The sequence below is a fragment of the Paenibacillus sp. FSL H7-0331 genome (assembly GCF_001956045.1).
In genome coordinates, this window is record NZ_MRTH01000004.1 from 81,753 (window position 1) to 99,795 (window position 18,043).

Annotated in this window: 12 protein-coding genes and 1 pseudogene; 8 read left to right on the top strand and 5 right to left on the bottom strand. The window is 46.2% G+C overall.

Features of this window, described 5'->3' with window-relative positions:
• Nucleotides 1-80: 80 nt before the first annotated feature.
• The 6 genes and pseudogenes from BK127_RS07270 to BK127_RS42395 all read left to right on the top strand — a co-directional run.
• Nucleotides 81-1,430 (top strand): ABC transporter substrate-binding protein, encoded by a 1,350-nt coding sequence (locus tag BK127_RS07270; RefSeq protein ID WP_076229366.1) that lies wholly within the window; start codon nt 81-83, stop codon nt 1,428-1,430.
• A gap of 209 nt (nt 1,431-1,639) precedes the next feature.
• Nucleotides 1,640-2,515 carry a carbohydrate ABC transporter permease gene (locus BK127_RS07275; RefSeq protein WP_256711212.1) on the top strand — a complete coding sequence of 292 codons (876 nt, stop codon included), beginning with the start codon at nt 1,640-1,642 and terminating at the stop codon, nt 2,513-2,515.
• 18 nt (nt 2,516-2,533) lie between these two features.
• The gene (locus BK127_RS07280) at nt 2,534-3,355 is read left to right on the top strand and encodes a carbohydrate ABC transporter permease (RefSeq protein ID WP_256711213.1); all 822 of its coding nucleotides are present in this window, start codon (nt 2,534-2,536) and stop codon (nt 3,353-3,355) included.
• A 78-nt stretch (nt 3,356-3,433) separates the two neighbouring features.
• A complete protein-coding gene (locus BK127_RS07285; RefSeq protein WP_076229368.1) occupies nt 3,434-4,774 on the top strand; it encodes an FAD-dependent oxidoreductase in 1,341 nt (446 codons plus the stop codon).
• A 213-nt stretch (nt 4,775-4,987) separates the two neighbouring features.
• Nucleotides 4,988-9,292, top strand: coding sequence for a golvesin C-terminal-like domain-containing protein (locus BK127_RS07290; RefSeq protein WP_076229369.1), 4,305 nt, complete (start codon nt 4,988-4,990; stop codon nt 9,290-9,292).
• Between the two features lie 36 nt (nt 9,293-9,328).
• Nucleotides 9,329-9,505, top strand: a pseudogene (locus tag BK127_RS42395) (sigma factor-like helix-turn-helix DNA-binding protein); the annotation flags it as partial.
• A 205-nt stretch (nt 9,506-9,710) separates the two neighbouring features.
• On the opposite strand, the gene BK127_RS07300 reads toward BK127_RS42395, so the two are convergent.
• The 5 genes from BK127_RS07300 to BK127_RS07315 all read right to left on the bottom strand — a co-directional run bounded on the left by BK127_RS07300 (nt 9,711) and on the right by BK127_RS07315 (nt 14,604).
• The gene (locus tag BK127_RS07300) at nt 9,711-10,118 is read right to left on the bottom strand and encodes a cytochrome-c oxidase (RefSeq protein ID WP_076229370.1); all 408 of its coding nucleotides are present in this window, start codon (nt 10,116-10,118) and stop codon (nt 9,711-9,713) included.
• Nucleotides 10,119-10,182: 64 nt separating this feature from the next.
• The gene (locus tag BK127_RS43605) at nt 10,183-10,338 is read right to left on the bottom strand and encodes a hypothetical protein (RefSeq protein WP_179097412.1); all 156 of its coding nucleotides are present in this window, start codon (nt 10,336-10,338) and stop codon (nt 10,183-10,185) included.
• 340 nt (nt 10,339-10,678) lie between these two features.
• The gene (locus BK127_RS07305) at nt 10,679-12,007 is read right to left on the bottom strand and encodes an MFS transporter (RefSeq protein ID WP_076229371.1); all 1,329 of its coding nucleotides are present in this window, start codon (nt 12,005-12,007) and stop codon (nt 10,679-10,681) included.
• Nucleotides 11,991-13,619 carry a PEP-utilizing enzyme gene (locus tag BK127_RS07310; protein WP_076229372.1) on the bottom strand — a complete coding sequence of 543 codons (1,629 nt, stop codon included), beginning with the start codon at nt 13,617-13,619 and terminating at the stop codon, nt 11,991-11,993. Before BK127_RS07310 ends, BK127_RS07305 begins: the two co-directional genes overlap by 17 nt.
• 46 nt (nt 13,620-13,665) lie before the next feature.
• Nucleotides 13,666-14,604, bottom strand: a complete 939-nt coding sequence (locus BK127_RS07315; protein ID WP_083689138.1) for a PEP/pyruvate-binding domain-containing protein — start codon at nt 14,602-14,604, stop codon at nt 13,666-13,668.
• Between the two features lie 824 nt (nt 14,605-15,428).
• On the opposite strand from BK127_RS07315, the gene BK127_RS07320 reads away from it, so the two are divergent.
• Nucleotides 15,429-16,958, top strand: coding sequence for a sensor histidine kinase (locus BK127_RS07320; protein ID WP_179097413.1), 1,530 nt, complete (start codon nt 15,429-15,431; stop codon nt 16,956-16,958).
• A gap of 64 nt (nt 16,959-17,022) precedes the next feature.
• On the top strand, nt 17,023-17,676 hold the full coding sequence (locus BK127_RS07325) for a response regulator (RefSeq protein ID WP_076229374.1): 654 nt from the start codon (nt 17,023-17,025) through the stop codon (nt 17,674-17,676).
• Nucleotides 17,677-18,043: the final 367 nt, after the last annotated feature.

The window sequence follows — 18,043 nt, forward strand, 5'->3', positions numbered from 1 at the left end:
CATTACGCAGGAATGATCACTTTGTTATGCTAATGATGTTCCAAACGGATGAAAACAAGTAAGAGAGGGGTTTTACCAATATGAAGAAAACGATTTCTTCCGCACTATCACTCACCATCGCATTCAGTCTGGTTCTTGCCGGCTGTTCAAAAGGCGACACCACAACAAGCTCATCTCCCGCCGCAGCGACCACGACAAGCACTGCGGCTCCGAAGAAGGCCGTTAAATTGAAGCTTTGGGGCGGCATTCCTGAAGAGAGCGGGCCCAAGGATGTGGTTACAAAATGGAACAGCACGCATCCTGATATTCAAGTGGAATATACACGTTATGTGAACGACGATAGCGGCAATACCAAGCTTGATACGGCTCTTATTAGCAACTCCGATGCCCCGGACATCTTCTTCAGCTATGGCGAGACGAATTACAATCGCCGTGCGAACGCGGGAGTCACCTTTCCGTTAGATGATCTGATTAGCAAGTACAAGCTGAATGTGGATGATATTATCGGCAAAGATAATGTCGTTCCATTCAAAGGGAAAACGCATTATTTACCTGCGATGAAGCTGCTATCTTCCGTTATGATTAATCAAACGGCCTTGGAAAAAGCAGGAGAGAAGATTCCCGCTCAGGGATGGACATGGGACGACTATATGGCACTGGCCGAGAAGCTGAATACATCGAACCAGAAGGGCAGCTTTATCAAGGTTCCAGACGATAGTATGGTACGTTTCGCCATTCTTGAGAACAAGCCGACCGATTCCTACTATACAGCCGACGGATTATCCAGCTTCGACAGTCCTGCCGTCAAGAAGGGTTTGGAGTATCAAAAGGCGCTTCAGGATAAAGGCTTATCCGTCAAGTGGCCGGAAATCATCGCCAACAAGCTGCTTCCTCCAAACGAGCTCTTGACTGGTAAAGCGGCGATGATCTTCGGAGGTACACATTTGCTTAGAAATGTAAAGGATGCCAAAAGCTTTCCGCATGACTTCAAAACGATTTTTGCACCAGTGCCACAGTTGGAGAAGGGCGGCAAAGTAAATACGGCGGGCTTTAATGACTTTATGTCCATCAACAATACGTCTTCCAACAAGGATGAAGCCTTTCAATTTATTTCCTGGTACCTGACGGAAGGGAATTTGCTGATGATTCCGGGTGGACGTCTGCCTTCCTCCAAGAAGATCGATGTGGATAAAGTGGCTGATCTCATGGTTGAAGATGCAGCAAACCTGATTAATGTGGATTCGCTGAAGGCTTTGATCAAGGGCGATTACACGTTCCCCGTTCAAACGATTTCCACCGCTTTACCGGAAATGACTAAAATCATTAACGAGGAAACCGAGAAATATGTAATGGGCGTGCAGCCTCTCGAGAAAGCAATCCAGAATATGAAGACAAGAGCGGATCAAGCGATTAAGGCTGAGAAAAAATAGTTAGCGTTAGATCAAGAGAACCTGACACACTTCCCTATAGGAAGTTCTGTCAGGTTTTTAAGTGTGTTCTGATTTCCCTACATCTTAAAAACAACCGTGTAACAACCTAAATCACGCCATTCCACTCGGGATCATTACTGCTTATGATTCAAGTATGGATTTAATATAGCTGAATGAGGTGCATCATGCGACGAATGTCCAAACATAACATGAAAGAACAAGTGGCGGGTTATTTGTTTATTTTGCCGAACTTTCTCGGCGTTTTTTTCTTCGTCATTCTCCCGCTGTTGTTCAGTTTTATACTGATTTTTGCAGATTGGGACTACTTAAAGGGTTTTGACGGGCTTAGCTTTGCCGGACTTGGCAATCTCCAGAAATTAGTGGATGACGTTTACTTATGGCGTGCATTGATCAACAATCTTATTTTAACCGGAGTAACGGTGCCCAGTGCGATGGCGATCGGTTTGGTAGTAGCTGTACTGTTGAATCGGCATGTGTATGCCAAGGGTGTATTGCGAACTTTGTTTTTTCTCCCTTATGTCAGCAGTCTGGTTGCCGTGTCTGTAGTGTGGAGCGTGCTCTACAATGCTCAGGAGGGTCCGATCAATGCATTCCTGAGATCATTAGGGGTTGAGAATGTCCCAGGGTGGCTGGGAAGCAGCTCTTGGGCGCTGCCGGCGATCATCATTATGGTCACTTGGACCTACATCGGATATACGATGGTGCTATATATGGCAGGACTACAAGGAATCCCCAAAGATTTATATGAAGCCGCTTCGATTGATGGAGCAACAGGGATAAGGCAATTTTTCAAAATCACTGTTCCTATGCTGCAGCCAACTACCTTTTTAATTGCAGTCACGCTGATCATTTCGACCTTTCAGGTCTTTGCCGTTGTGAATGTGATGACGCAGGGCGGGCCGATCAATTCAACGATGGTGATTGCGTATCATATTTATCTCACCGCCTTCCAAAACTATAAAATGGGTTATGCGGCAGCGATGTCGTGGGTTTTGTTCGTCCTTATCTTTTCAATTACTTTGATTCAATGGCGCGGCCAGAAGAAGTGGCAGCAGCATTTTTAATGAAGGAGTGTTCAAGAATTGTTATCGTTGCGAAAAGTAAGCGTTACGCTTGTTATGTTGGTTTTGGGTGTGTTGGTCATGATTCCGTTTATCTGGATGATTTCTTCATCTTTCAAAATTCAAGCCGATTTATTCAAATACCCGATCGATTGGATTCCCAAAAAGCCGATTCTTTCGAATTACGAGGAGGTTTGGGGCGGCAAATATAAATTTGCCTTGTTTTATTGGAACTCAGCCAAAATCACATTCATTACGGTGGTTGGCTCCATCATCACCAGCTCGCTGGCCGGGTTCGCATTTGCCAAGCTGAAATTCAAGGGAAGAGACTTTATCTTCCTTATGTACTTGGCTACGATGATCATCCCAGCCCAGGTGCTGCTTGTCCCCAGGTTTATCCTGTTCGATAGGATTGGCTTGGTGAACACCCATATGGCCGTCATTTTACCCGGGATTTTCACCGTGTTCGGCACCTTCCTGATGCGGCAATTTTTCAGTACGATCCCGAACGAGCTGCTTGAAGCAGCCAAAGTGGATGGAGCCGGATTCTGGCGGGTTTATTGGCAAATTTGTTTGCCATTAACGAAGCCTGCCATTGTGACACTTCTCATCCTTACCTTTACCTGGCATTGGAACGAATATGAGAACCCGTTGATCTTCCTGCGTTCTAGTGATTTGTTTACGCTACCGATTGGTCTTTCGAGCTTCGTGGATGAATACGGTGCTAATTATTCATTAATCATGGCTGCATCTGTGTCAGCATTGCTTCCTCTCATCATCATCGTTGCCGTCTTCCAAAGATTCTTTGTTGAAGGCATTGCCAGCAGCGGCCTGAAAGGGTAACAAAGTCCGGTGAAGGATATTTGGCCGCTCCGTTCCTTATTCACCGGATTTTTAGAACATATACAAGGAGTGATATGCATGAATGATACCATTAACGATTTTGATATTGTGATTGTCGGGGCAGGCGTAGGCGGTATTTGCGCAGCTTTAGCGGCCTCCAGATTAAACTGCAAGGTGCTGCTTATTGAAAAAATGAGTGAAATTGGCGGGACCGGGGTGCATGCAGCCGTTGCCTTAGTGTGCAAATTTCGTGATCATGACGGACGGTGTGTGAACACAGGTATTCACAAGGAATTATTTCCACAGGCCTATCAGAACACAGGCTTGACCTTCAATGAGGAAACGGTATCCAGCTATGATGAACAGGAATTGAAAGAAACCTATCATCGATTAATTCAAAAAGAGCGCAATCTGACTGTGTGGACCGACTGCGAAGTCGATGGCGTACAGGTGGAGGACGGAAATATTCGTTCGTTGACGATCACAGGAGCTAAACAAACTCGTGTATATGGCCGCGTGTTCCTTGATGGGACAGCAGACGGAAATTTATCTGTATTGGCAGGAGCCGAGTTTCAAAAGGGTCGGGCAAAAGATGGAAAGATGCAGATGGCGACGGTCACCTTCAAGCTTACCGGATTCGATCCCTCACTGTTTAAAGTAAAGGATGTTACTAGCTGGGGCTGCTTTTTTTGGCTGGAAGAGACGCTCAAACCCTATTATCTTGCGATGAAACAGAGAACGAACAGCACTAATTTGCGTCAAGGCGTTCTGGCCTTCCCTTACCCGGATGGAAAGGCGTTCCTGTTTAATTCGACTGCTGTGAGCGATGTAGATCCGACAATTCCGGGAGCAGTTGAACGTGCGTTTGAAACAGGGAAAGTTCAAGTAGTTGAATTGGTTGAAGCGATTAAGGAGCATCCTGCTTTTCGGAATGCCAAGATCGAGAATATCTTTACAAAGCTTGGAGTTCGTGAAGGCCGCAGAGTTATCGGTGACTATATGTTAACCGGAGAGGACTGCCTGGGTGTACGCAAGTTTGATGATATGGTGGCTGCTTGTGCTTATGATGTGGATGTACATGATCCTGATGGAACTAAAAATCACCAGGAGTATATGACTATGCTGCCAAGTCCGGGGTATTATCATATTCCGTATCGCTGCCTCATCGCTAAAGGACTAAACAATCTGTTGTTAAGCTCGCGCTGCATAAGTGGCACATTTGAGGCTCACGCTTCTTATCGTGTGATGTCGGGAATTAGTGCCATCGGTGAAGCGGCAGGAACCGCAGCTGCCTTAACAGTCAAATCGGGCTTCAGCGATGTTCGCGGCATTTCTGCGGAAGAGATACGTTATGTCCTGCAGACCCGAGGGCAGTTCGTAGAAGGTCCTGTAAAGGAAACACATGTAATGTGTAAGTAAAGACGCATTTAACCGTCAGCAGGGAGGCGCTGCGCAAGCAGACCCTTCCTCAGATCACTGTTGCAGCCGGATCCTCTGATTTTTTTGGCCCTATTAGGGTAAGAATCCGTCTGCAAAGGTGAACACTTCGTTTACAGTATAGTTGTTACTCAAAAAAGTAAGCGCTAACAATCGGGAGAAATGATATTTTTATCTGAAGGGAGTTTTCATCAAATGAATAAAATGCTGGGTCGTCTAGTTACAGTATTTCTTGTATTGTCTCTACTGTTAGGGAGCGGGTTCACCCTTATTTCGGAAAGGCAAGTGGCATATGCGGCAGCACTTACCATCGAGCAAAATACGGTGGGAAACATTTTCTACGAAAATGATACGAAAAGCTTCAAAATCAATACGGACGGTGACTCGATTGATTGGGTTTATTCCGATTATTGGGATCATATCGTACAGTCCGGCAGCCAGGCGGTAAGCGGCGGGAGCGTCCTGCTCACTGTTAATCCTGGTAAAAAGGGATGGTTCAACCTGGTTGTTACCGCCAAGCAGAACGGGAATATTATTGCCACGAAAGATACATCGTTCGCTGTGGTTTCGAATTTCGATCTGAGCCAGGTGGTGGATTCGCATTTTTCCGTGCAGACACATGCCGCCCGAACCGACCTTATTGCTCAGGACTCGGCAGCTCTGATTCCGATCGCAAGAAAGATGGGAGTTAAATATATCAGAGATGCCTTGAGATGGGGAGACATTGAGGATACGACAAAAGGGATATATAACTTTAAAGCCTACCATGATGATTTCATGTCGCGTGTTGCATCGAATGATCTCAAGCCCTATATGACCCTGGCGTTATACAATGATTTATATGACGGGGGCAATGCGCCAACGAGTCCGGAGGCAAGGGCGGCATTTGCCGAATATGGCAAGCAATTATTGAGCAGATACCCCGAGGTTGGTCAGGTGGAGATTTGGAACGAGCCGGATATTCCTTCGTTTGGCAAGGGACTTAGCACGGAGGCAGAGAAAGCGGATTTCTATTACAATTTGTTAAAAACATCCTACGAGCAAATTCATCCTCTCTATCCCAATGTGAAAATAACGGGGTTTGTATTTGGCGAAATGGGTTCAGATGCATTTTTGGAAGCGCTGTATCAGAAGGGTGCGCTAAATTATTTGGATGAGTATTCGTTTCATTCGTATACGAGAAATCCTGAGGATTTTGTTAAGGATATCAATAGACACAAAAATATAATGAAAACCTATAACAACAATCAAACCGTTCCGATCAATCTTTCCGAGACAGGCTTCAGCAACTTTAATTTCGATGAGCATGTTCAAGCCAACTATGTAGCCAGAAGAATTGTCACTGCTTTGGCAAATGGCATCCAAAAAATCAATATTTATAATTTGCAAAATAAATCGACGGTTCCGGGTGAATTTGAGGGGACTTTCGGTTTGATTCGGAATCCTGATGATGCCAAAGGGGCCTATGTTCCTAAGCCTGCCTATGCTGCTTACGCAACCATGACCCGGGAATTAACCGGGGCGGATTTCCAAGCAACGGAGGAGGTTTTCCCTGGCATATATATTCACAGGTTTCATAAAGGAACGGAGGATATTCGGGTAATGTACGCTCCTATGGGAGCCGACCTCAAGCTTTATACGCACGATAGCCTTGATGTCACGGACATCATGGGAAATACGCATGCTTTAACACCGACGAATGGCTATGTGCAAATTCGGCTGGATGAGAACCCTATTTACGTAAAGGGTGGATTGGAAGCTCCTTATATCGAAGAGATTCCACCGAGCAGTACAGATCCGATCACTTTGTATACCGGATACAGCACGGGTGGATATACAGAGGTCAATGGGCCTCTGGGAACTGCTACGAATAAATGGGTAACTTCTTCCGTGCTCAAAGGCTATAACGGGGGCATATCGAGAGCGATTACGATTCCGACCGGTGCATCCGCCAAATGGACGCCAACTGTTCCCCAGACAGGGCAGTATAGAATCTCGACTTATCTTCCCGGAACACCCGCCGCTCCGGTGAATACGACCAAAACGGCTGCGTATTCGATCTATATCAACGGAGTGAAACAGGAAACGAAGACTGTCGATCAATTCTCCCTGCAAGGTTCCTGGCAGGTATTGGGTTCGTACCAGCTTCCAAGGGGAGCCAATAGCTATATCCTGCTGGAAGACGGAAATCCTGCTCACGATCGGCCGCTGCGCGCGGATGTCATCAGGCTGGAGATGATTCCTCCAACAGGGATTGCTCTGGATACGGGTTCACTGAACCTGCGGGTTGGAGATACTCATGCCTTCACGGCGGTGTTTACTCCTGCCGAGGCGACCGACCGGACGCTGGTTTGGACCAGCTCTGACAATCAAGTCGCGACTGTCGATGCCGTGGGACAAGTGAATGCCGCGGGGGCCGGAGAGGCGGTGATTCGTGCCACGAATCCGCTAACCTCGCTCTACACGGAAGCAAGGATCCAGGTAACGATACCCCCGATTGAGCGGGTTACGATCTATAATAGTTATGGTACCAATGGGGGATACACGGAGGTGAATGGTCCGCTTGGAACCGCTACAAATAAGTGGGTGACTTCAACGGTTCTCCAAGGCTATAGCGGCGGCATATCAAGAGCGATCACGAATCCAACAGGCGCTTCCGCCAAATGGACGCCGACTATCGTCCAGCCCGGACGTTACCGGGCATCGGTTTATTTACCGGGAACACCCGCGGCTCCCGTGTATACCACCAAAGCAGCCGAGTACTCCATATATATCAATGGTGTGAAGACAGATTCGAAGATCGTTGATTCTTATACACTCCAGGGCTCATGGCAACTGCTGGGCATCTATGATATGCCGCGCGGCTCTACCAGCTACATCACTGTCGAGGATGCAAATTCAGCCCATGACAGGCCCCTTCGCGCAGATGCAGCCAAGTTCGAGTTCATCCCTGCTACAGGTATCAGCCTGGATACCCAGACGCTTAATGTGCTCATAGGAGATACGCATCAGTTTACGGCAGGGATCACGCCGAACGATGCAACGGAACAAGCTCTACTTTGGAGCAGTTCCAATAGCGAGGTGGCAGCCATTGACGCCCAAGGACATCTGCGTGCCTTGGCTGTCGGCAGTACGGTGATCCGTGTCTCGAACCCGCTGACGTCCCTCTATGCTGAAGCCGAAGTGAAAGTGACTCAGGTGGATAAGACAGCACCAACGACAACAGATAATGCTCCGGCAGGCTGGGTAAACCATGATGTAACCGTAAGCTTGAACGCAAGCGACAGCGAATCAGGGGTTGCAGCTGTATATTACACAGTGGATGGCGGTGTGCAGCAAACCGGCACGACGGTTACATTGACATCGGAAGGCGTTCATACGCTTAGCTTTTGGAGCGTGGATAATGCAGGTAATATCGAAGCCCAGCACATGACAATCATTAAGATCGATAAAACACCGCCGGCAGAAGCAGCCTTAACAGCAGATAAGACAGCACCGACCGCCACCGATGTCACCGTAACAATCAGTTATCCGGCAGATGCCATGGAGAAAGTATACAAAGTGGGTGCCAATGGCACATGGGCTGCTTACCTTACACCTGTTGTTGTTTCAGAGAATGGTACGGTGTATGCGAGAGGAACCGATGCAGCTGGCAACCTGTCCAATGAAACCAGCTATGTGATCAGCAATATTGATAAAGTGATTCCAACGGCAACCATAGCTTACAGTACAACCACGACAACGACTCAAGCCGTGTATGCAACACTGACACCGAACAAACCGGTAACCATCACAAATAACGGCGGTTTAAGCAGCTATACGTTCTACTATAATGGCAGCTTTACGTTCGAGTTTGTTGATTCCCATGGTATGAAGGGTACGGCAACGGCAATTGTTAACAATATCTTATCGAATAGCAAGGCCAAACCGGGTGTAATCACCCTTTCAGATGACAATGGGTACGATACAGGTATTCAAGACGGCAGCTACCAGATTACAATGAACATGTGGTATGGAGAGAATGGCAGCCTCTATAAGCTTTATGAGAATGATGCATTAATCGATACGAAGGTTCTTGCAGACAACTCACCCCATGCACAGGCAGTGACTACCCGAATTCATGAAAAGAAAAATGGGACCTATCGCTACTATGCAGAGCTTTTCAATGCCTACGGTACAACGACGAGCGGTACACACGTTGTCACTGTATCAAAAGCAGCACCAGACAAACCGATATTATCGGCTGATAACTGGGATGGTGATGGAAACTTCAAGGTCAGCATGAACCTGTGGTGGGGAACCAACGGAACAACTTATCATTTATATGAGAACGGTGTTCTTATTTATACACAAGCGCTGACGAACCATACACCTTCTGCCCAATCAGCAGTGACAGCGATAACCAATAAAATAAAAGGCAGCTATGAATATCGCGGTGAGCTTGTCAACTATGCGGGTGCCACATCGAGCGATACGATAATTGTACAAGTGACACATTAGTAAGCATTGAACCGTATTTTTATTGTTATTCCCTATGATCTGGTGCAGCTGAAGATTGATAAGTCAAAAATTCATAGGAATTTGGACATCTTGGAGGAGCGAACATAGCGGGAAATTGCCAAGTCGCTGGGCATTTCGCGTTCGTATGTATCACGGATCGAAAAGCGTGCATTGATGAAGCTATATCATGAGTTTTATAAGGTGAAAAGGTAGTTGTAAAATAGTAAGCTTTAATGAGCCTGCCTTGACGGCAGGCTCTCATCTATATGTAAAAGGACTTTAATCATGTTCTTCTATAGCATCACAGCAAAAAAAGCCGACGACTCATACCCTTAGGTGGAGTAACCGGCTTTTTTATCCCGTGAAAGATAAAAGTATGATGAAGGTGAAGGTGAGGTATCCGATAAATTGTGATGATTTACAAAGTGGTAGTTTTATTATGAATAATCGTTTGATCTTTAGCTGCATGGACATTAAGGAAAACGTTAAGCATAAATAATACGACAGCAATAGCTGTTACAGTTCCCCCAACGGCAACTATAGGTTCAGTATTAGGAACACCGCTAACTAAAAGAAATAAGCTGATCATCATGATTGGAAGTCCGATATTATGTAGCCAAAAATGAAATTTACCTAATCGGGAGTCCGCTGCTTTTGGAAAAACACTATAGACCAAACCAGCTAATGCAAGTGAAACCCAACCAACAAGATTGATATGAGCATGAACCGAAGCGAATTCAAATTTGTGAGTAATCGACATAAACATGCCGAAACAGACACCTACAACAAAATAAATGGATGCGATTTTAATAAGTGTAGCTCCCATTGACGTACCTCCTCAGAATGACTATTCCTAACCTGCAATATCATGAATGAGAGAAAGTTGCACTTTACTTTTCAATTTCATATGGAAATACTGGGAACTGAATCAGGTCCGATTGAGCAACGGGTAGAAATACGATTTTATCATGAATAGGGTCTCTTTTTGGTACTTTATGGAGATCACTCCCGTCATAATAAATGGGCTTATCTTGTTCATTTGACACAATAATCACCTCCTTACTTTAATGGTAAATACTAACATATATTTCGGATATGACCCGTAATGGTCTACTCCTAAGAAGCCTTCTGAAAAGCGTCAACCGCTACTCACGGTCATAACCGAGCATGAGGTAAAATCTCGTTTATGCTCGTTGATCGTCATAGTAATATACGCACGATTCAGGGTTAAAAAGTACGAATCTGGAGGTAATAAAATTAGGTAATTTATGGAATTTAGACACAAAGACGTTTACGTGAAGGTGCATATGCCTTCATTGTCATGCGTGAGATCATTAAAAAGAAAAGAAACAGCGGGGAGATGAAACATTCGTCAATTGGCCCCATCTAATTGGCTTTCGCCGAGCTGCCGGACCGTTCCGCCAGGCCACCGGACAGCGGTAGACCCACCGCCGCCAAAATAAGCAGGCAGTAAAACAGCACATGAAAATCCGGCAGCACGCTGACCATCACGGAAGCCGCCATGCCGCCGATATAGCGGGACGTGGAAAAGATGCCCGAGGCAAGGCCGGACATCTCCTTGGATACCGACTGCAGTGAAGCGGCCTGCATGGACGGTGTCCCCATACCCGAACCGATCCCGCCGACCAGTAAACCGGCCGCTATATAAGGGATATTCGGGTAGAGGTAAATGCCTAAGTAACCGAGCAGAGCTACCGCCGAGACTGCGAAGGACAGCAGCACGAGACGTCTTTTCCCGAGCCGATCGGTCAGCGAGCCACCGATCCAGGAACAGGCCGACATGGACAGGGAGAAAACAAACAGCAGCATCCCCACCGTCTGCATGGAATACTGATAGACCGTCTGTAGCAGTACGGGCATAACCAGAATAGTGCTGTACATGATCGCGTTACTTAACAGGATCGCTATATTCGCGCTGCTGAACATTCGGTTCCTGAACAGTGAAAACTGGATCAAGGGAGCCTTGCAGCGCCTTTCCCGATGAATGAAAAGCATCGTGATGAGCGCCAGCGCGACGGCGGTCCACGCATTGAAAAATTCGCGATGTGTCACAACCAGGGTCAGCAAGATAAAGCCAGCTGCCATATAAAGCGCCCCCAAAATATCAAGGGTCGCTTCGCCGCTCCGAGGGAGTGTGCGTGGAAGATAAACCCAAGCCATCACCAGGCTAAGGAGGGCGAACGGGATGTTGATCCAAAATATCGAGGTCCATCCTATTTCACCGATCAGTATAGAACCGGCCAGCGGACCGATCGCGGCCCCGAGGCCCATCAACAGGCCGAATGTTCCGAACGTCTTACCGAGCCTTTCTCTGGGAACGACGTCGCGTATCAAGGCGGTTGCGTTCGGGGCCGCTATTGCACCACCTAGTGCCTGTACCGCCCGAAACATGATAAGCCATAGCAGACTGAACGAAAACATGCACGCCGCCGAAGCGATCAGAAAGAGCATCATGCCCAGCAGAAACATGGTCCGTTTGCCGTACAAATCGCCCATTTTACCTGCAATAGGCTGAATAGCAGCCATGACGATGAGGTAAATTGTAATCACCCACGAGGCTTGCGCCAGACTCACGCCCAGCATGCCGGCTATCGTCGGCAGACCCACGGCGATCATTGTGGAGTTGACGGGAACGAGAAACGTTCCCGTCAAGATGGACAGCAGGCTGAGCCGATAACTAGGACTGCTGTCCAAAATGGACCACTCCCTTGGTACCGTCCACCGTAACGATGTCGCCATCCTTTAGCAGAGACGTTGCGACCTTTGAGCCCACAACGGCCGGAAGCTTGTATTCCCTGGCCACCGTGCCCGCATGGGATAAAATTCCGCCGGCATCGGTCACAATTGCTCCCACAATAGAAAACAGCACTGTCCATGGCGGGGTCGTCGTCTTGCAGACCAGTACATCTCCCTGCTGTATCTTGGAAAAGTCCTCCGGTCTGCGAACCACTTTAACCATACCTGTATAGGTTCCCTGGGAAGCAGCATAACCGGTAAACGTCTGTTCTTGAATTTCAGGTGGTTTTCCACCGAAGATCCGCTCCAGGGCCGGATCCATCGGCACTTCGGGCGGTGTCCCGTAGAAAGGTGCCGGCTGCTTCTGTTTGTTCACTTCAAACTCCATTTTTCTTTGCTCAATCTGAGCATGCAGCGGCGTCGGTTCGGACAGCATAGCCAAAAGTTCATCGAGATAGAGGAAGAAAATATCACTTTTGTCTTCCAAGACTCCTTGGTCCACCAGCAACCTGCCTACCTTCAACAGAAATTGCCGTGATTTAGCAGGGAGCATGGCATCGATGTAGAAATGATGGTCCTCATCCAAGCCCCAGCTATCCAACGCCCATTGATACATTCTAACGAAGGTCTGCTTCAATTCCACTTCCGGGAGGCCTGCGATCACTTCCTCCGCCTTGGCTTCTCTCTGCCGCACGGTCTCCGCAAATTCACGGTCGAAGTCATAATCCTTCTTGATATACCTGGCGATAATGCGCAGTGCGTATTCCGGGTTCTCGGCCCAAGTTTCATCGTTAAACTCGTGAGAATTGGTTGAGCGTTGCCCATATATCTCCAAAACATCCTGAAGGCGTTTCAGCAGCGCAAGGCCTTCCTCTGTTTGTTCGATCCGCACCTTGTAGCCCACTTCCGTTGCTTCCTCGGCAAAAGCGGCCACCAGTACCGGAGACTGCTTAGCCCAATCTGCTAGCTTCCACAGCTCTCTGTCGGTTTCGAGCGATTTGTTCATGACCCCCGCTAGCATATCGTATACGACTACTGTATCAGCACTTCCTGTTAGTTGGCCGTACATTTGCTCCAAAGCCATAAAGGCGGTACGCGGAAGGACAATCTCAAAGTGCAGCTGCCAGGCCTTGCGGTAAAAATCGAACAACCCAAGCAGTTTCTCCTTCGCTTCCCCCACTGTTAATGCACGCTTGCTGTCTCCGTCCAGACTCCAGTAGAACGGCAAAAATACTTGATCCACATAGTTTTTCAGGTGCTGATTCAACATCGGAAGGATCGATCCCATGGTTTCCTTATGCTCTCCCAATCGCTTCTGCAGGTCGCCTGGATAAGGAACGGTATACTGATAAATTCGACCGTCAGCCAGTTTATAACGAAATTGGGACAAGGGCATCTTCAGATTTTCGAAAGCCACCTTTGTGCCTTCCGTCACCGCCGGAACCATAAATGAGGCGAACAACGGCGTCAGCGCATGCGACAGGTGAACGTCATCCTGGACCCAAAACCCCTGTTTTATATCTTCCTCCTGTAGCATAAGATCACTTCGAAACGTTTTTGTAATAGCCATACTGTTGCTATCCCTCCAATTTAGTTGTGATTTTGCCAGACTGTAGTTACGTAGTAACCGGTCTTGCCTGTAAAATGTAAATATGTCTGTCTTTTATCGCGAACTCAATATCAACTGGCATCCCGTAGAAAGCTTCAATTTTATGTGTCTGCTCCGCCAACTCGGCGATATGTTCGTCGGATAGACAGAAGCGATTTTGCTCCTCTTCCGTTGTTGTGAGCTCTACCGTTCCTTTGTCGGCAGCTACGATTTTAACTTCCTTCAATCCCAACTCTTTCTCTATGTGCCCGTCGGTTTTGCCTATGACATAAGAATCGGGTGTGACCAGACCGGAAACGATCGCCTCACCCAAGCCGTAGCTTGCATTAATGATAATCTCGTCCTCATTGTGCGTCACAGGATTCATGCTGAAAATTACACCCGATACGTCCGCTTGCACCATCTGCTGCACCAATACGCCCATAGGAAAGCTGCCCATATCGGAACTCACATTTTTTTGCTGCGCGTAATCCCGCACCCTTGCGGAAAAGAGAGAGGCCCAGCAACGTTTCAGGCTATTCAGCAAGTGCTTCAGGTCAGTTACATTCAAAATCGTCTCGTACTGCCCCGCAAACGAGGCCTCCTCCAGATCCTCCGCGGAAGACGAGGAACGCACCGCAACAGCCATCATTTCACTCCCAGACTGGCCACGCATGGACTCAAAGGATGCTGCTACTTCGTGATAAACATCCTCTGGCAGCCGTGCCTCGATTAGCCTATTTTCGAAATCCACTATGAGCTCGGGGGTCCGCAGACCGTTTGCTTCCAGAAAACGTTCCAATGCATTCGAAGTAATGACGAAACCACCTGGAACTTTAACGTTTTGTCCTGTCAATTTTGCAAGCTGCAGCGCTTTCGATCCAATTTTTTGAATATGTTCATGACCAGCCATGTTAAGCGTCACCGTATACATTAGAGATGAAGATACCCCCATTTCAAATTTCATTTACAATTTATTAACAATTTACGATAACATTAAGGGTACCATCTTGCTTTAGCGCATTCTATTATCCGAACGTAGCAAATAGTCGAATTCGGGTATACTTTCGATGTCCTCACGGATAAAAAAAGAAGACAAACTCTCTCTCGAAGAAAGCTTGCCTCATTACGATCTGGAGAGAATTGGCTCGATCCCCATTGGCATAATATCTTATACTTAATGTTAGTTAAAGTGTCATCCCCAGGCAGAGTCAACAACTCTTTTGAGTTTTTTTTGTCTTTTTATAAATATTTTTATCGAAAACAGATAGGAAAAAGTCAGACTTTGGTAGGAGAGCAAATAGTACTGCATGTTTTGGAAAGAGGCTGAATGATCCTGAAAAAAAGTTAACGGTACATGACCAATGGTAAATATTAGGTACACATTTTCTGAAAATGTAGGGCCAGTCACCCAAAAAAGACTCATTTTTGTGATAAAGGACACAAAAAATAATCGAAAATGCGAATTGTATAAGAGTTTATAGTTAAAATCTGGTTGTTCATTTTTGTCATTTTATATGTTTCAAAAACTGGTTTTTGGGTAACTATCATTGAAGTCTCTACATAAGTGTTGCAATGAATAGTTAGAAAGGGGAGATTTAACAAATTCATCAGATCGCCCAATGTTCTTAGTATTTGTATAATTGAATGTTAGCAAACAGGACACAAGGGATGGTGATGCTGGTGAAAGCAATTGCGGTCAAAGAGGACCGCGTAATTTATTTCTTTCGGTACTGTTCACTCTTACTTACTTCTCTGATTTATTTATTAGGGGACAGGGATCCGCCATTCATGTTTAAGTTGAGTATGATTGTGGCGTTGTTTATTTTTGCAAAAGGGATTACTGATATTTACAGAAGGATCGAGAAATCCTCATGGATGTTCAAGTCAATTTTATGTCTGGAAATGGTGGGGATGCTTCTTCAACTGCTATTCACAGGCGGAATCGACAGCCCATTTCTATGGTGCGTCATGAATCCATCGTTAATCGCGGCCAGCTATATCTCTGCTGCTTACGGCTGTTTATTGCTGCTGGGGTACTTGCTGCTTGCTACATCATTCTTTTATTACATATCTGGCGGCGACTATGAATCGATTGGGACCTTTTTAATGGACAACAGCTACTTTTACTTGATGCTCCTGCATATGGCATTTTTCATTCATGTATTAACCGATGTGAAGAACAAGCTGGAGAGGGCGAATACACGGACCAACGAGACGTTATGGCATATCAAGTCTCTATATCAAATCGTAGAAGCAGCAGCCCAAAGCGAATCAGGCAACCTAAGAAAGATTTTTACTGAGTTTGCGTTAAGGTTGACCGACCAGAAAATGGCTTTTTTTTGGGATTCAAACGCCAATGAAGATGATGAGAGATTAATTGTCCACGGAACCACAGGCAGTGAAATCGAGGCGTCGATAGGTTTCGCAATGGAATCAAGATTGAAGGAGTTTCAAAGCCAGGATAGCCCATCGTTAGTCAACCTGTTTTTTCACGGTGAATATCTGATTATGCCGGTCAAATCTACGACAAGATTCTGGGGAGTGCTCGGTATCAAGATGGAAGCTTATTCTCAGGAGGAAGGAAAACACTGGTTCGTTCAGCAGCTTTATTTCCTATCTGAGCTATGTGCCATCGTTCTCGAAAGGCATCAGCTTGAGCGCATCGAGAATCAATTGATCATTATTGAGGAACAGAACAGGATCGCTGCTGAAATGCATGATAGCGTATCACAGCATATGTTCGGTATTGTGTATGCCACACATTCTTTAATTCGACAATGGCCAAACATCCCGGAAAAGCAATTGAAGGAGCAGCTACAGCTCATTCTGGAATCATCCAATATCGCTTCACAAGAACTTCGCTCGTCCATTTATAGTCTAAGCTCCAGAAAAAACGGTAGTTCCTTTTGGGTTAGTACGGTCACATCCCATCTGGATAGCTTGTCCAAGCTGCATACGGTAGAAATCCGTATGAAGGTAACAGGGGACGAGCATCGTCTGCCTGTTAATCATCAGAAGGCCTTATTCAGGATTATTTCCGAAGCGGCCGGTAATGCCATTCGGCACGGATACAGCAGTTCCATTGAAGTAGAGTTGATTCTAGCGACGGGTGAAGCCAAGCTGGTTGTGAATGATAACGGAGATGGCTTTGATGTATTCGGGCGACTATCCGATCCGAAGCTTAACGGGCTTGGAGTCAGTAACATGAAGTTTCTTGTGCAGTCATTAGGCGGAACTATTGAAATTAGCAGCAACCAAGGAATGGGTACTCAAATCCTAGTCATAATGCCTATCGATTATTACGAAAAAAGAAATTGAATGAAGTAGAGGCTGCGTATAAAGACCAATAGATTTTCCAATATGCGAAAGTAGGTGCTTGAGTATGAAGATTGTTATTGTAGATGATCATCCGTTGGTAAGAAGAGGATTGTCGGCGGTACTGACTCTTGAACACGATATCGAAATTATGGGAGAATCTGAAATGGTTGAAGAAGCGATGGAGTTGATCGAAGAAACCAAGCCTGACTTGGCTATTGTGGATATTAAGCTGGGCAACCGATCAGGATTTGAGGTTGTTGAGCAGTTAAAGGATTCATCCTGCCGTTGCATGATCCTGACTTCTTCGATGATGGAGGTGGACGTTAGAAGGGCCGAGGCTGCTGGTGCGGAAGGGTATGTGCTGAAAGAAGCGCTTCCTGAAGAATTGTTATTGGCTATTAAGCTTATTTTCAAAGGCAAGAAATATTATGACCCAGGTCTGATGGAGATTTTGTTCAAAAGAGATGACGACAATGACTTGCATAAACTAACTCCCAAAGAGCGTGAAGTTCTCATTGGCCTCGGAGAAGGGTTGTCTAACAACGGCATAGCGGATAAACTGATAGTCACTGAATTTACCGTTAAAAAACACGTAAGCCAAATCTTAAGTAAGTTGAACTTGAATGACCGCACTCAGGCTGCTTTATATGCACATTCCAGAGGACTTGTTAACTTTTCTATGGACACTGCAGGCTCCATGCATCAAAACTTCCAGTAATACTATTTCTCATAAGATTCAGGTGCACCCTATTCTACCTCCTACAGGCTAAGTCCTGTTGGGAGGTTTTTTGATAACATAAGAATTTATAAGTTTTCAGCGGAGCTGAAGGATTCTTATGTTTCAAGAAAACCTACCTCTGAACCGCGGTCGCTCATCTTTGAAAGGCCTCGATAGAGGTTTTCTTATTTGCTATACACCAGTTGCAACAGCAATTGGAAGAAGGGTCTGCTTTCGCAGCACCTCCATGCTGCCGATGCTCATCTGGTACAAAAGTATACTTTTCAGATATTAAATAGAGGGGGGCGACCCTGCACAAAATACTTGCAAAAATCATAACATCGGGTAATACCCAAAGTCTCAGAGT